Source organism: Agrobacterium tumefaciens (genome assembly GCF_013318015.2).
GTDB lineage: Bacteria > Pseudomonadota > Alphaproteobacteria > Rhizobiales > Rhizobiaceae > Agrobacterium > Agrobacterium tumefaciens.
Window position 1 is genome coordinate 2,302,954 of record NZ_CP115841.1, and the last position, 17,460, is coordinate 2,320,413.

Here is a 17,460-nt window from a genome sequence, read left to right on the forward strand (position 1 = left end):
GCGGCTATCCACTTTTGATCATCTCCGGTTTTCGTACCAATGTCCCGGCGCGCAAAAACATTGGCAGAAACGCGAATTCGCGTTAAGCAACGGCAGTCTCCAGCTTTACGGGTGCCGCGATGGATTTCGTTCCGAGCCTGCCAACACTTGCCGCCTTCACCGTCGCCATCCTGCTTCTGGCGGTAACGCCCGGTCCTGACATGACGCTATGGATCAGCCGGTCAATACGCGAGGGCCGGGCAGCGGGTTTCATGACCCTTGTGGGCACCAATCTCGGTATTACCGTGCATACGATGCTGGTTGCCTTCGGCGTCGCTGCCCTCATCGTCGCATCGCCGACAGCCTTCCTCATCCTGAAGACCGGCGGGGCCGCCTATCTTGTCTGGCTCGCCATTCAGGCGATCCGCAAGGGCTCGGATTTCGTGATGGTCAAGACCACGGGCGAAAAACAGCAATCTTCACTGAAATCCGCCTTGCTGAACGGTATTTGGGTCAATCTGCTCAATCCAAAGGTCATCATCTTTTTCATGACCTTCCTGCCGCAATTCGTCAGCGCATCCGATCCGCATGTCACCGGCAAGCTTATTTTCCTTGGGCTCTGGTCAATCATCGTGGCGCTGCCGATCGGCATCGGCATCGTCGTTGCCGCCGATGTGCTGTCGGCCTGGCTCCAGCGCAACAAGAAGGTTCTGCGCGGGCTGGATTATACGATCGCCGGTGTATTTTCGCTTTTCGCCGTCAAGATTTTCCTCACCCAGACGCGATGACGCACAAATAAAAAAGGCGCCCGCAGGCGCCTTTCGGATAACTCATCAGCCAATCAATAGCTCATCGTCATCAAGCGTCTGGCCGCGTATCTTGCGGAACATGTCGATAAGATCTTCGACCTGAAGACCATTGCGGCTTTCGCCGGACACATCGAGCACGATTTCACCGGCGTGCAGCATGATCGTGCGGTCGCCATAGTCCAGCGCCTGACGCATGGAATGGGTAACCATCAGCGTCGTCAGCTTGCGCTCGGAAACCACCTTGCGGGTCAGCTCCATCACGAACTCCGCCATGCCGGGATCGAGTGCTGCCGTATGTTCGTCAAGCAGCAACACGTCCGAACCGGAAAGCGTTGCCATGACAAGCGAGACCGCCTGCCTTTGCCCGCCGGACAACAGATCCATGCGGTCCTTCAAACGATTTTCCAGACCGAGATTGAGCGAAGCGATACGCTCCCGGAAGAAATCCCGCCTGCCGCGCCCAAGCGCCGGCAACAAGCCGCGACGCTCTCCGCGAGACGCCGCAAGCGCAAGGTTCTCCTCAATTGTGAGCGCGCCACAGCTGCCAGCCAGTGGGTCCTGAAACACGCGCGCCACCCGCCCGGCCCGGCTGGCGGTCGTTTTGCGTGTGACATCGGCGCCACCAACCATCACCTTTCCGGCCGTCGGCAGGACATCGCCCGCGAGAACGCCGAGAAGCGTGGATTTGCCGGCACCGTTGGAGCCGATCACGGTAACGAAGGAACCATCCTCGATGGTAAGATCGATCTTGGCCAGCGCCTGCTTTTGCAGCGGTGTGCCACGCCCGAAGATGACCTGAATGTCGGAAAGGGAAATCACGATGTTGCTCCCCCGCGGCGCAGTCGAGGCAGGATCAATGCGATGGCTACCAATACTGCCGTAACGAAATTGAGATCGGAGGCCTTGAGACCCAGCGCATCGCTCGACAAAGCGAGCTGGATGGCAAGGCGGTAGGCGATGGAGCCGAAAACACAGCCGATGAGCGCAATCAGAATGCCCCGCGAGCCGAACAGCGTTTCGCCGATGATGACGGCCGCAAGCCCGACGACGATGGTGCCGACACCGGCAGTCACATCGGCAAAGCCATTGGTCTGCGCAAAAAGCGCGCCGCCGAGCGCGACCAGTGCATTCGAAAGCGCCATGCCAAGATAGATCTGGTTGCCGGTCTTCACCCCTTGGGCGCGCGCCATCCGCGCATTCGCGCCCGTCGCCCGCATGGCAAGGCCCGCGTCGCTCTCAAGGAAACGCCAGACGAGCATGACAGCGAGCAATACCAGAACGCCGATAAAGAGTGGCCGCACGAGATATTCGGAAAGACCGAGACCGTAGAACGGCGAGATCATCGTATCCTGATTGAGCAGCGCCACATTCGGTTTTCCCATCACCCGAAGGTTCACCGAAAACAGCGCGATCATCGTCAGGATTGACGCAAGCAGGTTGAGTATCTTGAACCGAACGTTGAGCGTGGCCGTAACGATGCCAGCACCGGCGCCGGCAACCATCGCAATCGCCGTCGCGACCCAGGCATTGAGGCCGGCGATGATCATCACTGCCGCAACGGCTGCGCCGAGCGGAAAGGAACCGTCAACGGTCAGATCAGGAAAATCAAGTACCCTGAAAGCGAGATAGACGCCGATCGCCACGAAGGCGAAGACCAGTCCCAGTTCCACGGCACCCCAGAAAGCGATTTGGCTCACGGTAATGTCCTTGTTATTGCCGCCGCGTCGGCGGATACGGGCACCATTGCGTGCCGCGCAAAACGGGCGGCGAGTGACCGCCGCCCGAAGTCCGGTTTAGTCGATGACCTTGGTGGCGCGCTTCGTCACGCTTTCGGGGAAGGTGACGCCAGCTTTTTCAGCAGCCTTCTTGTTGATCACCAGATCGGTGCCGACGGCAACGGTTGCCGGAATGTCGCCGGGCTTCTCACCCTTGAGAATGCGAACAACGACAGCGCCGGTCTGCTTGCCAACGTCGAAATAATTGAAGCCGAGAGCCGCAACCGCACCGCGCGCAACGGAATCCGTATCGGCGGCATAAAGCGGAATCTTCGCCTCACTCGCAACGCCAGCTGCCGCCTCGAAAGCGGAAACGATGGTATTGTCGGTCGGCACGTAGATCACGTCGGCCTTGCCGACCAGTGCGCGCGTCGCGCCCTGCACTTCGGCGGATTTTGTGGCGACAGATTCAACGACCTTCAGGCCGGCCTTTTCAGCCTCAGCCTTCAGCGCTGCAAGCGTCGAGACGGAGTTGGCCTCGGCGGAGTTGTAGATAAAGCCGATGGACTTGGCGTTGGGCGAAATTTCCTTGATCAGCGCCAGATGCTCAGCAATCGGCAGCATGTCGGAAAGCCCGGTCACGTTGCGGCCGGGCTTTTGCATGTCCTTGACGAGCTGTGCGCCAACCGGATCGGAAACAGCCGTGAAGACAACCGGAATGTCGCGCGTCGCCGCAACGACAGCCTGGGCGGACGGTGTGGAGATCGGCACGATGACATTGGGGGCTTCGCCCACGAACTGACGCGCAATCTGCGCTGCGGTGCCTGGATTGCCCTGCGCGGACTCGTAGAGGAACTTGAGGTTCTCGCCTTCCTTGTAACCGGCTTCGGCAAGCGCTGCCTTGACGCCGTCACGTGCGGCGTCAAGCGCCGGATGTTCGACAATGGCGGTGACGGCAACGGTGACGTTTTCAGCCTTGGCCGGCAGAACGAGGGCGCTCGCGGCCGCGAGCGCCAGAATGAATGCACGCATAGGTATCCTCCAGTTGGTTTCTTATTGCCGTCTTATTAGAAACAAGACCGCCCGAAATCAATCAAAGAACCGTAACGAACCAAGCTTTCTGCCGCGATTGGCGTCGATTCAGTCGTCCGCACCGTGGTTGGCAATCATCATCGCCTCGAAAGCCAGCCTTTCGGTTTTGCGCATGCGCTCGGATTCCGATTTCAGCTGGCCGCAGGCAGCGAGAATATCGCGGCCGCGCGGCGTACGGATCGGCGAAGCGTAACCCGCCTGATTGATGAAATCCGCGAACTTCTCGATCTGCGCCCATTCGGAGCACTGGTAATTCGTGCCTGGCCACGGATTGAAAGGAATGAGATTGATCTTGGCTGGAACGCCCCTCAGAAGCTGCACCAGCATCTTGGCGTCTTCCAGACTGTCGTTCACATCCTTCAGCATCACATATTCGAAGGTGATGCGGCGGGCGTTGGAGACACCCGGATAATTGCGGCAAGCCTCGATCAGCTCCTTCAGCGGGTATTTCTTGTTGATCGGCACCAGCATGTCGCGCAGATCGTCGCGCACCGCATGCAGTGAAATCGCCAGCATGACGCCGATCTCATCGCCCGTGCGGAAGATTTCCGGCACGACGCCCGAGGTGGACAGGGTCACGCGACGCTTGGAGAGCGACAGGCCGTCACCATCGGTGGCGATCAGAAGTGCGGTCTTCACATGTTCGAAATTGTAGAGCGGTTCGCCCATGCCCATCATCACGATGTTGGAGACCTTGCGGCCTTCGCTCGGCACATAGGCGCCGACCGGCGTCGAACCGTCAGGAAAATCGCCGAGCCGGTCGCGGGCGAGCAGAAGCTGGGAGAGAATTTCCTCGGCCGTCAGGTTCCGCACCAGACGCTGCGTGCCGGTGTGACAGAAGGAACACGTCAGCGAACAGCCCACCTGGCTCGAAATGCAAAGCGTGCCGCGTCCTTCTTCGGGAATATAGACCGTCTCGATCTCGACAGGACGTCCCGCACCGCGCGGCGGAAAACGCATCAGCCATTTGCGGGTGCCGTCGTTGGAAATCTGCTCCTCGACGATTTCGGGGCGGGCAATGGTGAAGGCTGCTTTCAGCTTTTCCCTGAGTTCCTTGGCAACATTGGTCATGTTGTCGAAATCCGAGACGCCGCGCACATACAGCCAGTTCCACAACTGGCTGACACGCATCTTCACCTGCTTCTGCGGCACGCCGATCTCGGCCAGCGCCTCGCCCATTTCCTCCCGCGTCATGCCGATCAGCGACGGCTTGCCGGACATGAGATCGCTATTGGCGATCAGGGGAGTTTTGACTGCCAGACCGGCAGGGGCATGCAATACGGACATCACGCTATCCCATCATCCAATGCATCGCACGACCGGCCTTTAGGAAAGGCGGAAAATCGTCTGCATGTCGAGAAAATCAAAGGCGGAGCACTTTTCGCGCATCCGCCTGTCAATGTTGCCGCGCCTTTAGCATCAAACAAGCAAAAACGCAAATGGCCGGTCGATGACCGGCCAATCACGAAGCTGACGAAGCGTCAGGATTACTTGCAGCTTTCGATCTGCTTAAAAGCAGCCGAAATGCCAGAAAGCGAATAGGAATACGAAGTCGCGGTGCCGCGGCCGGACACCGCCTTCACCGTCATCGACTTGCCGCCCTTCATCGCGGCCACGAGAGCGGGTTCTTCGGCAGCATTTTCAACCCAGGCAGCCTTGTCCTTGGTAAACATCACGAAGTTCTTGTTGTCGATCGTGACATTGACCTTGGAGCCCTGCTTCAGCGGGTAACCCACCATGGCCTGCGGCTCGTAGGAAATATTCTGGCCCGGACGCTGCGACACGATGAAGAAGATATCGCCGTGATCGACGCTCGCCGGTTCCTTGGAAGTTGGGATGGAAAGAACGTAGCAGACGGTGCTGTTGCCCGATTTGTACGAATAGGCGCCCCATGCATTGAACTGCTGGATGCGCGTGGGCGACTGTGCAGATGCTACGCCGACGCTGGTCAGCAAAATGGCCACTGCGGTTGCTACACTTCTTACAAACATAGAATTTCCTGCCGGGTTATTGTCTTCCATTGGCCCGAAGCAGCGGCGGGCTCCATGTTTATGGATCGGCCACGTTCAGGTGCGGATCGTCTTTTCTCATTGTGGTCAGGAAGCGGTTACCAAACCGTCAACAACACGTATAAAATGCCGAAAACGTCTTGAAGTGTTACAGATCGGCTACGCCCGCACCCTGAGAAGAAAGGCGTGGCACGCCCTCCCCGTCTTGTCTATGACACACAAATTCAGGCAACAATTTGTCACCTGCCCGGCTCCGAGGAGCCTCGTCATCACAGACGTGTTATTCGGCCTCCTGCTGCCGTTTCAGCATGGCATCCGCTGCATCGTAATGCTCCATCTTGATGTGGGCGCGGATCATCGCAAGCGCGGCCGTAATGACCGCGATGTCGTCGGTAAAACCAACGACCGCCAGCATGTCCGGTATGGCATCAAACGGCATGATGAAATAGGCAAGCGCGGCCAGAATAATGCCCTTGGCACGCAGCGGAGTATCCCGGTCGATCGCGCAATAATAGGCTGCTGCCGCATCGCGCGCGAAGGGCACCTTGGTCATCACACGCTTCAGCTTCGGCCAGAATTTGGCGCGCACGACGCGTTCGCGTTCGCCCTCGCTGCCCGTTTCCCCGGGCAAAAGAATTTCACCGATTTTCACATCATCCATGATCGACGGTCCTCCGGTCACGGTTATTATATGGGAGTTAAAGCCCGCCGTTCAATTCCCACGGCCCGTTGCCGCCTTCTGCATGGCCTCCGCGAGCAGGAAATCCCGCTCGGTAACGCCTTGCGAATCGTGGGTGGTGAGGCAGACCCTGACGCGCGAATAGACGTTGGACCATTCTGGATGATGATTGAGCTTTTCTGCCACGAGTGCGGACTCCGCCATGAAACCAAAAGCCTCCGCAAAACTCGCAAATTTGAACGACCGGACGATTGCCGCCCCGTCCTCGCGCAAGGACCAGCCTTCGAGTTTTAAAAGCGCCTGCCGGATGGCTTCCGGCTCAAGTCTGGGATATTTCATGCATCTTGCCTCCGCTTGACATGCGATCCGCTGTTTCGGACAAACATTAACGCCTCAACGACCGGATCGACGCATATTCAATGAAACATACAGCCGTTCTTTTTGTCTGCATGGGCAATATCTGCCGCTCACCGCTTGCCGAAGGCATTTTGACAAACCTTGCCGAAACCGGAGGCCTGTCTCGCCAACTCACTGTCGATTCCGCCGGCACCGGCGGTTGGCACACCGGTACCGCCCCGGATCGCAGATCCATCGCAATCGCCCGCAAGCATGGCATCGATATTTCCCTGCAGCGTGCGCGGCAGGTCAGCCAGGCCGATTTCGAGACCTTCGATCTCATCCTTGCCATGGACGGAGGAAATCTCGCGAAACTGCTCCGAAAGGCGCCCGAAAACCGGAAGCACAAAATCCACCTGTTCCTGGACTACGCTTCGGGACGCCACGAAAACGTGCCCGATCCCTACTTCGGTGGCGACGACGGATTTCTGGTCGTCTACAACATGCTTTTTGCGGGATGCAGCTCGTTGCTCGAGAAGATGGCGCTGGACCGCGCTTCGTGAAGCGGGAACACCTCTTCCACGATGTAGGGTCCGCCACCCACCGATTCCTTGGACGACATCAGCACGAAACGACCGACCGTGAAGGCGGATGTGCGGAAATTGCCGCGCCCGGAAAGATACTGCACCACATCGTCCAGCCGTGAAGAGCGCAACCGCGCCAGCGTCACATGCGGCATGAACTTGCGCGGATCCGGCGGCAGGCCGATCCTCTGACAGATCCTCTCGACCTCCGCCTGAAGCGCATTCATTTCCGGCGAGGGGGAAACCCCCGCCCAGATCGAATGCGGTTTCTTGGAGCCGAAGGAACCCATCCCGTTGAGACTGAGCTGGAATTCCGGCCTGTCGATCCGGTCCAGCCTGTCAACGACCTCATCGGCGGTTCTCCCGTCGATATCGCCGATAAAACGCAGGGTTATGTGATAATTCTCCACATCGATCCACCGGGCTCCCGGCAGACCACCGCGCAACAATGACAGGCTCATAGCCGCATTGCGCGGAATTTCGAGGGCGATAAACAGTCTCGGCATGGCGAGCTCCCCGAATCTCTTGGCAGAACAAGCATAGCGAATCATGCAATGCAGGCGGGCGCAAGTGCTTATTTTTTTTGCGCACCGATTGTCTTGATGAAGCTTTCAACAGTCGGCAAAGATTTCTCCACCATCATCGCCACACCCTGCGTATTGGGATGCATCTTGTCCTCCAGCTTCAACTTATCATCCGTCACCACGCCATCCAGAAAAAACGGATAAAGCGGCAGGTTGTATTTTTCTGCAAGCTTCGGATAGATCGGGTTGAAGCGCTTGGCGTAATCGTCACCCATGTTCGGCGGTGCCATAATGCCGACTAGCAGCACCGCTATGTTGCGTTTCTGAAAGCCGGAAATGATGGCGTCGAGGTTCTTTTCCGTCTGTTCCGGCGCAATACCGCGCAACGCATCATTGGCGCCGAGTTCCAGAATGACCCCGTCCGTGCCATCGGGAACCGACCACTCCGCCCGAGCCAGACCGCCTGAGGACGTATCGCCGGACACACCGGCATTGGTGACGGTAACATTAACGCCCTTGGCCTTTAATGCAGCTTCAAGCTGTGCCGTATAGCCATCGGTGGGGGGTAACTGGTAACCCGCCATGAGACTGTCGCCCAGGCCAACCAGTTGCAATGTCCGCTCCTGCGCCATGACCGCCGAGGCGGAAAAGGCGGCTGCGAAAATGACGATGAAGTGAAACAGGGCAGCTTTAAATCTCATCACGGCTTTCCTAACTTGGTTTGCATTGTCTGAAATACCGTCCGCATCGACACCGCCAGACTGTTTTCATCATATATAGGAACGAGAATTGTGACGAAAAGCATCATAGAGCTTAAGAAGGCCGACCTCACGCTCGGCAACGCCGCCGCCTCCGTTCACGTTCTCAAGAGCATCGATCTTGCCATTGGCGAAAGCGAGGCGGTGGGCATCGTCGGCCCTTCCGGTTCGGGAAAATCGACGCTTCTCATGGTGCTTGCCGGTCTCGAAAGGCTGGATAGCGGCGAGATCGTCATAGCGGGCACGGAATTGCATAAGCTCGGCGAGGATGCTCTCGCGGATTTCCGCGGCAAGAATATCGGCATCGTTTTCCAGTCTTTCCACCTCATCGCCAATATGACGGCGCTGGAAAACGTAGCCGTTCCGCTGGAACTGGCCAACGTGCCTAACCCCTTCGAGATCGCCAAACGGGAACTCGTTGCTGTCGGTCTCGGCGAACGCCTCAACCATTATCCCGGCCAGCTCTCCGGTGGCGAACAGCAGCGTGTTGCGATCGCCCGCGCGCTTGCACCCTCCCCCGCCGTGTTGATCGCAGACGAACCGACCGGCAATCTGGATGCGGATACGGGCCAGCAGATCGCCGATCTTCTTTTCTCAAAACAGGCCGAACGCGGCATGACGATGATCCTTGTCACGCATGATCCGTCACTGGCCGCCCGTTGCTCAAGACAGATCAAGGTGCGCTCCGGCGAGATAGAGGGTGACAGCGCCGCTGCCCATATGGCCCGGGCGGTATCGGCATGATCGGCTCCATTCTCCCGTCTGTTGCCAACATCAAAAACGCATTGAGGCTCGCGCGGCGCGAAATTCGCGGCGGCCTTCGTGGCTTCTATATTTTCCTCGCCTGCATCGCGCTCGGAACCGGCGCCATTGCCGCCGTTAACTCCGTGTCACGCGCCGTCACCAGCGCGATTGCGACGGAAGGCCAATCGATACTGGCTGGCGATGTGCGCTTCGAGCTGCGCAACAGGGAGGCAACCGCAGAGGAACGGGCCTACCTCGATGGCCTCGGCAAAATTGCGGTTTCCACCGGGCTGCGCTCCATGGCGCGCCTTGCCGATGGTTCCGAACAGACGCTGACGGAAGTGAAGGCCGTAGACGGCGCCTATCCGCTTTACGGCGCGTTCGTGGCAGATCCAAACCGGCCTCTGAGCGAGCTTCTGGCTGCGAACGGCGATACCTATGGCGCCGTGGCCGCGCCGCTTCTCCTGGAGCGGCTGGGCATCAAGGTCGGCGACGACATCCTTCTCGGTAATGTGAAGCTGAAACTGACCGGCACGGTTGTCGACGAGCCGGATGCCCTGTCCGACGGCTTCGGTTTTGCCCCAAGGCTGATGGTCAGCCGCGATGCGCTTTTCGCCTCAGGCCTCGTTCAGAACGGAAGTCTGGTCGAACACGCCTACAAGATCATGCTGAACGATCCTGCAGCGCGGGCAACGATGACCGATGCGGCCAACAAGACGTTTCCCGATGCCGGCTGGTCCATCCGCACGAGTGACCGGGCAGCGCCATCGCTTACCGAAAACGTCAACCGCTTCTCGCAATTCCTGACGCTGGTGGGCCTGACTGCCCTCATCGTTGGCGGCGTCGGCGTTGCGAACGCCGTTCGCGCGTTCCTCGATTCCAAGCGCACCACGATCGCCTCGCTGAAATGCCTCGGCGCGCCGGCTTCCGTGGTCACCATGACCTATCTCTTCCAGATCGTGTTCATTGCCGCCGTTGGCATCATCATAGGCCTCGCTGTGGGCGCCATCGCCCCGCTGATCGCCATGCGGTTTCTGGAGGGTGTGCTTCCGGTACCGAAAGAGCTTGCCTTCTATCCGGCAGCACTTGGTCTTGCCGCCCTGTTCGGCATCTTGACGACACTTGCCTTCGCCATCGTGCCACTCGGCCAGGCGCGCGAAGTTCCCGCGACCGCCCTTTTTCGAGAGCAGGGGTTCGAGGAGGGCAGCTGGCCGTCCTGGCCTTATCTCGCCGTGACGGGCTTGTTGTTGGCTGCGCTGGCCGTACTTGCCATTTTTTCGGCAGAAGAACGTTTCATCGCCTTGGTTTTCCTTGCCGCCATCGCCTTCGCGTTTGTGGTGCTGCGACTGGTGGCGTCAGGCGTCAAGGCCATCGCCAAACGCAGCCCGCGCGTTCATTCCGCCGCCCTTCGCCTGGCGATCGGCAATATTCACCGGCCGGGTGCGCTCACCCCCTCCGTCGTTCTCTCCCTCGGCCTCGGGCTGACGTTGCTGGTGACCCTGACGCTTATCGACGGCAATCTGCGCCGCGAACTGACCGACAGCCTGCCGGAACGAGCGCCGAATTTCTTCTTCGTGGATATTCAGGGCACCGAGTTGCAGGGCTTCCGCGATCTTCTCAGGCAAGAAGCGCCTCAGGGCACGCTGACCGAGGTGCCGATGCTGCGCGGCCGCATTCTGGCTCTTAATGGCGAGGACGTGACGAAGATAGATGTGCCGCCATCCGGCCGCTGGCTGCTGCGCGGTGATCGGGGCATAACCTATTCGCAGGATGCTCCCGAAAACGCCAAGCTGACCGAAGGAACATGGTGGGGACCGGATTATAGCGGCGAGCCGCTGGTCTCTTTTGCGGCGAAAGAGGCGCAGGAACTGGGCCTCAAGATCGGCGACACCGTTACCGTCAACGTGCTCGGCCGCAGCATCACGGCAAAGATCGCCAATCTGCGCAATGTCGAATGGGAATCGCTGTCGATCAATTTCGTCATGGTGTTTTCACCCAATACCTTCCGTGGCGCACCACATGCCTGGCTTGCCACACTCGCCGACCCCTCCGCATCCGCAAGCGAGGAGGGCCAGATATTGCGCGCCGTTACCAATGCCTACCCGACGATAACAAGCGTACGCGTGAAGGACGCGCTCGATGTGGTCAACCGGCTGGTCGGCCAGCTTGCCACCGCAATTCGTGCCGCAGCGGCCGTTGCGCTCATAGCCTCCGTCCTCGTCCTCGCTGGCGCTCTTGCCGCCGGAAACCGTGCCCGCACCCATGATGCGGTCATCCTGAAAACACTGGGCGGTACACGCAGCCTGCTGATCCGCGCCTTCTCTTATGAATATATGATGCTCGGTCTCGCCACCGCCGTTTTTGCGCTTTTCGCCGGCGGCGTCTCCGCCTGGTTCGTCATTTCCCGCATCATGAAGCTGCCCTCCAGTTTCCTGCCGGATGTGGCGATCGGCACGGTCGTCGTCGCCCTCGTCATGACGGTAGGCATCGGCCTCATGGGCACATGGCGAATTCTCGGGCAGAAGGCCGCTCCGGTTTTGCGGCAGGCGGGTGAATAATCTTCGGTTGTGCGCTGCTTAACTTTAACGATTAATTCTTTGTAATGATCGCTGAAACGTGAGCGCTTTTCGCGCATATGGTGTCTTTTCGACTGCAAAAGGCCTTGTATCGGACACGTTCTGCCATCATATTCTTGGGCAGGCTTGCTGAAGCTCCGCAGCGGCGCCCGGGAGGTATCCCGACACCGTAGCAATTACGGAGCTCAAAAGAGGAAACAATGGCTGACTTCAATAACTACCAGAACCGCATGGCCCAGACCCGTGCACAGACTGGTGCGATGATCGATGAAGGTCTTCGCGCCTACATGCTTAAGGTTTACAACCTTATGGCACTGGCTCTGGTCATCACCGGTGTTGCTGCGTTCGCTACCTTCACGCTCGCGACCACCAATCCGGCTTTCGCCCAGTTGCTCTATGCATCGCCGTTGCGCTGGGTTGTGATGCTCGCACCGCTCGGACTGGTGTTCTTTCTTAGCTTCCGTATCCAGAACATGAGCGTTTCTGCTGCCCAGATGACCTTCTGGGTCTATGCGGCGCTGATGGGCGTGTCCCTGTCTTCGATCTTCCTGGTCTATACCGGCCAGAGCGTCGTACAGACGTTCTTCGTGACCGCTGCCTCGTTCGGCGCGCTCTCGCTTTACGGTTACACCACGAAGAAAGACCTTTCGGGCATGGGTTCGTTCCTGATCATGGGTCTGTTCGGCCTGATCATCGCGTCCATCGTCAACATCTTCCTCCCCTCTTCCGCGCTTCAGTTCGCGATCTCCGCGATTGGCGTGCTGATCTTCGCTGGCCTCACCGCCTATGACACGCAGAAGATCAAGGAAATGTATTTCGATGGCGACGAAGTTGCCGTGGCTGGCCGCAAGGCGATCATGGGTGCGCTGACGCTCTATCTCGACTTCATCAATCTGTTCATGTTCCTCCTGCAGTTCATGGGCAACCGTGACAAGTAAGGGCAGCAACCCAACTGGCAAACATGCAAAAGGCGGCCATTCGGCCGCCTTTTTATTTACCGAAATTCGAGACTTGATCGCCTCTCCACCCGCGTGTCCGCACGAAGCTGCGGCAGGGTAGCTCGTCCCGTCTCATCTCACTCGATGAGCTTCAGGACCTTGTCGAAAACCTTGAGAACCTGCGGCAGCTCGTGGCCACGTTTGAGAATGCGGCCATCCGTATTCACCACGCAATAGGCCCCCTGTTTCGCCGCCAGCTTGGGGTTCTTCTCGATCCTGTAGAGCGGCATTTCACCCGAGCGTTTAAAGACTGAAAATACCGCCTTTTCCCTCAAGTGGTCGATGGCATAGTCGCGCCACTCGCCCTCTCCCACCATGCGGCCATAGATGCGCAGGATCGCATCCAGCTCACGCCGGTGGAATGTAATTGGCAGAGGGTCTTTATCTTTTTTGTACTCGCGGAGATCGACAACGGTGGAACTGTCGCGTGAAGCGGTCTGAACCTGCTGCACATCCGGTTGATCGGTCATCCAATACCTCCGATTCCACCCAAGTCGTCCGATTAATGTGAGCCGGAGAAGACAAAATTGCAAGTCTCGAACAGCCATTGAACATGAGATCGCAACTTTGGAGGCGGGTTTTACGGTCTTAGGACGGCAGCGAAACCCGGCGTCTGCGACGCAGAAAGACGCCCTCCGATGCCCATAAGGACGTTGCCTTAGAAAAAAGCAGGGGTAAAAAAGGTAACCATTTAGGCAGCCATTTTAGCACGGCCTGCCGTATTTCGGTCAAACCATGGCCCGAATTGAATGGAATAGTCCTATTGTCAATTGATGCCTAGGCACCAAGATGACCCGATCCGGTGCATTGACCCTTTACCCCCAGCCCCCAATGCCCGGATCGGATCTTCCATCGCCAGACAGGCGATCAGGGTGTTTCATTCCCCAGTAAAATACTTGCGCCGACGATTGCCGCCGGATCGCCGCTGGCATTTGCCGTTTGCAACAGCACGGCGCAGCCGCCCTTTTTCACCTTTGCCACCACGCTCGCCGGGAGCTTCACCGTCATCGGTGAACCATCCCACATTCCAACCGTTTGCACGTCATAGACGCTGTGCCAGTAGGACATTTTCTTCCCCTGGTTTTCGCCTTTCTGCACATCCACCGTCTGTTCGCGCGTGAAATAGGCGACCACGACATCGGCCTTGCCGCTACCGGCGCCAATATCGATCTCCACCTCGTCACCGGCAAATTTGGACGCGACCGGCACGTTCAGCCCCTGGCCCTCCCGCTTGAAAGCATCCAGCCTGTCGTAAATCCCGCGGACATCCGCACCCTTGACGTGGTCGCGACCGTTCAGGATGGCCTGCGGCGTATAGACACCGTTGCGGCCGAGGGCGCGCATGTAGCCATATTGCCGCTCTGTATTTTCCTTCGATGCCAGGGAATCTGTCCAGCCAAGATAATTCCAGTAGTCGACATGGTAGGAGAGGCCGACCACATCACCCTTCTGGATCATCTTGCGCAACGCTTCGTCCGCCGGCGGGCAGGACGCGCATCCCTGCGATGTAAACAACTCGACAACGCCCTTCACAGCTTCCTGCGCATGCGCGGATGTGACGAGGAACGTGCCGAGAAGACATATCGACAGGGGCAATTTCAGCGGCATTACAAGAACCTTTGTCCGGAGCAGATATCCAGACGAATTGATGCGATCAACCCAACCGGATTCAAACCGGAAAATAACGTCTATTCCACTTCAATAGAAAGTCACGAAGGGGTGAGTGGCAATCACAAAAAAAGAGATGATGAAACGCAAAGACGCCGGGAAAAATCCCGGCGTCCTTTGCTGGTCTGAGCTTTGTCAGGCAACCAGATCGCGAAGAACCGTCTGCAGAATGCCGCCATTGTTCATGTAGATCACTTCATCCAGCGTATCGATGCGGCAAAGAAGCGGAACTTCCTTCACCGAACCGTCGCTGTAGGTGATCTTGGCGATCTTCTTTTCACGCGGCTTGATTTCACCTTCGAGACCATCGATCTCGACGACTTCATCACCCTTGAGATCAAGGCTTGCCCAGGTCGTGCCTTCCTCGAAGACGAAGGGAACGACGCCCATGCCGACGAGGTTGGAGCGGTGGATACGCTCGAAGGACTGTGCGATGACTGCCTTGACGCCGAGCAGGTTGGTGCCTTTCGCCGCCCAGTCGCGGGAAGAACCGTTGCCATATTCGACACCGGCGAAGATGACGAGCGGAACGCCCTCCGCCTTGTACTTCATGGCAGCGTCGTAGATCGACATCTCTTCCTTCGACGGATAGTGGATGGTGTAGCCACCTTCCTTGCCGTTCGGGCCGAGCATGTGGTTGCGGATGCGGATATTGGCGAAGGTGCCGCGCATCATGACTTCATGGTTGCCGCGACGCGTACCGTACTGGTTGAAGTCGGCAACGCCCACGCCGTGCTCCGTCAGATAGGCGCCGGCGGGCGAAGCAGCCTTGATCGAACCGGCCGGGGAAATGTGGTCGGTTGTGATCTTGTCGCCGAAGAGACCGAGAACGCGGGCGCCCTTGATGTTCGTAAGGCCCGTACCAGTCTTGCCCATGCCCACGAAGTAAGGCGGGTTCTGAACATAGGTCGACTTGTCGTCCCAGGCATAGGTCTGGCCCGGGGGAACCTGAACGGCCTGCCAGTTCGCGTCACCCTTGAAGACATCAGCGTACTTCGATTCGTAAAGTTCGCGTGTGACGTATTTCAGGATGAATTCCTGGATTTCCTGCGAAGTCGGCCAGATATCCTTGAGATAGACCGGATTGCCGTTCTGGTCGTCGCCGATCGGCTCCTTCGTCAGGTCCTTCTGGACTGTGCCGGCAAGCGCGTAGGCCACGACGAGCGGCGGCGAGGCGAGATAGTTCGCCTGAACATCGGGCGAGATACGGCCTTCGAAGTTGCGGTTGCCGGAGAGGACGCCGGCCGTGATCAGGCCCTTGTCGTTGATCGTCTTGGAGATCGGTGCGGGCAGCGGGCCGGAGTTGCCGATGCAGGTGGTGCAGCCGAAACCGACGAGGTTGAAGCCAATCGCATCGAGATCCTTCTGCAGACCCGACTTGTCGAGATATTCGGCAACGACCTGCGACCCCGGCGCCAGCGAGGTCTTCACCCACGGCTGGGACTTCAGACCCTTGGCAACCGCATTGCGGGCGAGAAGGCCGGCAGCGATGAGAACGGAAGGGTTGGACGTGTTGGTGCAGGAGGTGATGGCGGCAATCGCCACATCGCCATGGCCGAGATCGAACTCCTCACCCTCAACCGCATAGCGGCTGTGGAGTTGGCCGGGCTTCTTGTAGTCGTTCTCGAGAGCCGCCGCGAAATTCGGTGCAATGGTTTCGAGCGGCAGACGGCCTTCCGGACGCTTCGGACCGGCCATGGATGGCACGACGTCGCCGAGGTCGAGTTCAAGGGTGTCGGTGAAGACGAGGTCGGAACCGTCGCCCGTCCGCCACATGTCCTGCGCCTTCGAATAGGATTCGACAAGCGCGATACGGTCCTTGGTGCGACCGGACATGGTCAGATAGTTGATGGTCTCGCCGTCAACCGGGAAGAAGCCGCAGGTAGCGCCATATTCGGGACCCATATTGCCGATGGTGGCACGGTCGGCCAGCGTCATCGAATCGAGGCCGGGGCCGAAGAATTCGACGAATTTGGAAACCACGCCCTTCTTGCGCAGCATCTGCACGACGGTCAGCACGAGGTCGGTCGCAGTCACGCCTTCCTTCACCTTGCCGGTCAGCTTGAAGCCGATGACCTCGGGCAGGAGCATGGAGACAGGCTGGCCGAGCATCGCTGCTTCAGCCTCGATACCGCCAACGCCCCAGCCGAGAACGCCAAGACCGTTGATCATGGTGGTGTGGCTGTCGGTGCCGACGCAGGTATCCGGGTAAGCGATCGTTTCGCCGTCCTCTTCCTTGGTCCAGATGGTCTGGCCGAGATATTCGAGGTTTACCTGGTGACAGATGCCGGTACCGGGAGGAACCACGCGGAAGTTCTTGAATGCCTGCTGGCCCCACTTCAGGAAGCGGTAACGCTCGCCATTGCGCTCATATTCAAGCTCGACGTTTCGGGCAAACGCCGTCGGCGTGCCAAATTCGTCAACGATAACAGAGTGGTCGATCACGAGGTCGACGGGAACGAGCGGATTGATCTTTTCCGGGTCGCCACCGAGCGACACCATGGCATCGCGCATGGCGGCGAGATCGACCACAGCCGGAACGCCGGTGAAGTCCTGCATGAGAACGCGGGCGGGACGATAAGCGATTTCGTTTTCGGTCAGGCCCTTATTGTTCAGCCACTCTGCAACGGCCAGAATATGCTCTTTGGTGACGGACTGGCCGTCCTCGAAACGAAGCAGGTTTTCCAGAAGAACTTTCATGGAATAGGGGAGCTTGGAAACGCCCTTCAGGCCGTTTGCCTCAGCCTTGGGAAGGCTGAAATAGACGTAGTCCTTACCATCAACGGTAAGGACGGAACGACAATGAAAACTGTCGAGTGATTTGGGCATGGATAAAAAACCCCGCTTACTCTGATAGCCAACACGTGCGTGCGGACACCTATGCACTCATGCACATCAGGATGCGGGTACGACCATTTCCGCTGTCCGCACGTGAAAATTGCTCCTCGCAATCGTCAAGTCCGGCGCAAGATGATGTTCACGCCGGCCG

Annotated in this window: 17 protein-coding genes; 5 read left to right on the plus strand and 12 right to left on the minus strand. The window is 58.5% G+C overall.

The window, feature by feature from the left end:
• Positions 1-119 precede the first annotated feature (119 nt).
• A complete protein-coding gene (locus G6L97_RS11320) occupies positions 120-767 on the plus strand; it encodes a LysE family translocator (protein WP_003516674.1) in 648 nt (215 codons plus the stop codon).
• Positions 768-812: 45 nt separating this feature from the next.
• Here the strand turns inward: G6L97_RS11320 and G6L97_RS11325 are convergent, their stop codons facing one another.
• The 7 genes from G6L97_RS11325 to G6L97_RS11355 all read right to left on the minus strand — a co-directional run bounded on the left by G6L97_RS11325 (position 813) and on the right by G6L97_RS11355 (position 6,622).
• The gene (locus G6L97_RS11325) at positions 813-1,607 is read right to left on the minus strand and encodes an ABC transporter ATP-binding protein (protein WP_111782574.1); all 795 of its coding nucleotides are present in this window, start codon (positions 1,605-1,607) and stop codon (positions 813-815) included.
• Positions 1,604-2,485 (minus strand): ABC transporter permease, encoded by an 882-nt coding sequence (locus G6L97_RS11330; protein WP_111782573.1) that lies wholly within the window; start codon positions 2,483-2,485, stop codon positions 1,604-1,606. The genes G6L97_RS11325 and G6L97_RS11330 overlap by 4 nt, the downstream gene beginning before the upstream one ends.
• A 96-nt stretch (positions 2,486-2,581) precedes the next feature.
• Positions 2,582-3,535 (minus strand): ABC transporter substrate-binding protein, encoded by a 954-nt coding sequence (locus tag G6L97_RS11335; protein ID WP_065705186.1) that lies wholly within the window; start codon positions 3,533-3,535, stop codon positions 2,582-2,584.
• 108 nt (positions 3,536-3,643) lie between these two features.
• Positions 3,644-4,816 carry a 23S rRNA (adenine(2503)-C(2))-methyltransferase RlmN gene (gene rlmN / locus G6L97_RS11340; RefSeq protein ID WP_075807724.1) on the minus strand — a complete coding sequence of 391 codons (1,173 nt, stop codon included), beginning with the start codon at positions 4,814-4,816 and terminating at the stop codon, positions 3,644-3,646.
• 266 nt (positions 4,817-5,082) lie between these two features.
• Positions 5,083-5,586, minus strand: coding sequence for an invasion associated locus B family protein (locus tag G6L97_RS11345; RefSeq protein WP_003516662.1), 504 nt, complete (start codon positions 5,584-5,586; stop codon positions 5,083-5,085).
• A 298-nt stretch (positions 5,587-5,884) separates the two neighbouring features.
• On the minus strand, positions 5,885-6,265 hold the full coding sequence (locus G6L97_RS11350; RefSeq protein WP_038492401.1) for a YkvA family protein: 381 nt from the start codon (positions 6,263-6,265) through the stop codon (positions 5,885-5,887).
• Between the two features lie 51 nt (positions 6,266-6,316).
• Positions 6,317-6,622, minus strand: coding sequence for a 4a-hydroxytetrahydrobiopterin dehydratase (locus tag G6L97_RS11355; RefSeq protein WP_013636908.1), 306 nt, complete (start codon positions 6,620-6,622; stop codon positions 6,317-6,319).
• A gap of 80 nt (positions 6,623-6,702) precedes the next feature.
• Here G6L97_RS11355 and G6L97_RS11360 point away from each other — a divergent pair, with 80 nt between their 5' ends.
• Positions 6,703-7,182, plus strand: a complete 480-nt coding sequence (locus G6L97_RS11360) for a low molecular weight protein-tyrosine-phosphatase (RefSeq protein ID WP_111788686.1) — start codon at positions 6,703-6,705, stop codon at positions 7,180-7,182.
• On the opposite strand, the gene thpR is transcribed toward G6L97_RS11360, so the two are convergent.
• Together thpR and G6L97_RS11370 are read right to left on the minus strand one after the other, a co-directional pair.
• The gene (gene thpR / locus G6L97_RS11365) at positions 7,116-7,709 is read right to left on the minus strand and encodes an RNA 2',3'-cyclic phosphodiesterase (protein ID WP_003516655.1); all 594 of its coding nucleotides are present in this window, start codon (positions 7,707-7,709) and stop codon (positions 7,116-7,118) included. The two genes, G6L97_RS11360 and thpR, sit on opposite strands and share 67 nt — an antisense overlap.
• Before the next feature lie 68 nt (positions 7,710-7,777).
• Complete coding sequence (locus G6L97_RS11370) at positions 7,778-8,428, minus strand: arylesterase (protein ID WP_111788685.1); 651 nt, start codon at positions 8,426-8,428, stop codon at positions 7,778-7,780.
• Positions 8,429-8,518: 90 nt separating this feature from the next.
• Between G6L97_RS11370 and G6L97_RS11375 the strand changes: the two genes are divergently transcribed.
• The 3 genes from G6L97_RS11375 (at position 8,519) to G6L97_RS11385 (ending at position 12,743) form a co-directional block, all read left to right on the plus strand.
• A complete protein-coding gene (locus G6L97_RS11375) occupies positions 8,519-9,229 on the plus strand; it encodes an ABC transporter ATP-binding protein (RefSeq protein WP_038492408.1) in 711 nt (236 codons plus the stop codon).
• Complete coding sequence (locus tag G6L97_RS11380) at positions 9,226-11,787, plus strand: ABC transporter permease (RefSeq protein WP_111782570.1); 2,562 nt, start codon at positions 9,226-9,228, stop codon at positions 11,785-11,787. Before G6L97_RS11375 ends, G6L97_RS11380 begins: the two co-directional genes overlap by 4 nt.
• Before the next feature lie 218 nt (positions 11,788-12,005).
• On the plus strand, positions 12,006-12,743 hold the full coding sequence (locus tag G6L97_RS11385; RefSeq protein ID WP_174002922.1) for a Bax inhibitor-1/YccA family protein: 738 nt from the start codon (positions 12,006-12,008) through the stop codon (positions 12,741-12,743).
• 137 nt (positions 12,744-12,880) lie between these two features.
• Here the strand turns inward: G6L97_RS11385 and G6L97_RS11390 are convergent, their stop codons facing one another.
• The 3 genes from G6L97_RS11390 to acnA all read right to left on the minus strand — a co-directional run bounded on the left by G6L97_RS11390 (position 12,881) and on the right by acnA (position 17,300).
• Complete coding sequence (locus G6L97_RS11390; RefSeq protein ID WP_003516645.1) at positions 12,881-13,273, minus strand: DUF2794 domain-containing protein; 393 nt, start codon at positions 13,271-13,273, stop codon at positions 12,881-12,883.
• A gap of 397 nt (positions 13,274-13,670) precedes the next feature.
• On the minus strand, positions 13,671-14,411 hold the full coding sequence (locus tag G6L97_RS11395; protein WP_003516643.1) for a DUF1223 domain-containing protein: 741 nt from the start codon (positions 14,409-14,411) through the stop codon (positions 13,671-13,673).
• 195 nt (positions 14,412-14,606) lie between these two features.
• Positions 14,607-17,300, minus strand: a complete 2,694-nt coding sequence (gene acnA, locus G6L97_RS11400; protein ID WP_174002923.1) for an aconitate hydratase AcnA — start codon at positions 17,298-17,300, stop codon at positions 14,607-14,609.
• Positions 17,301-17,460: the final 160 nt, after the last annotated feature.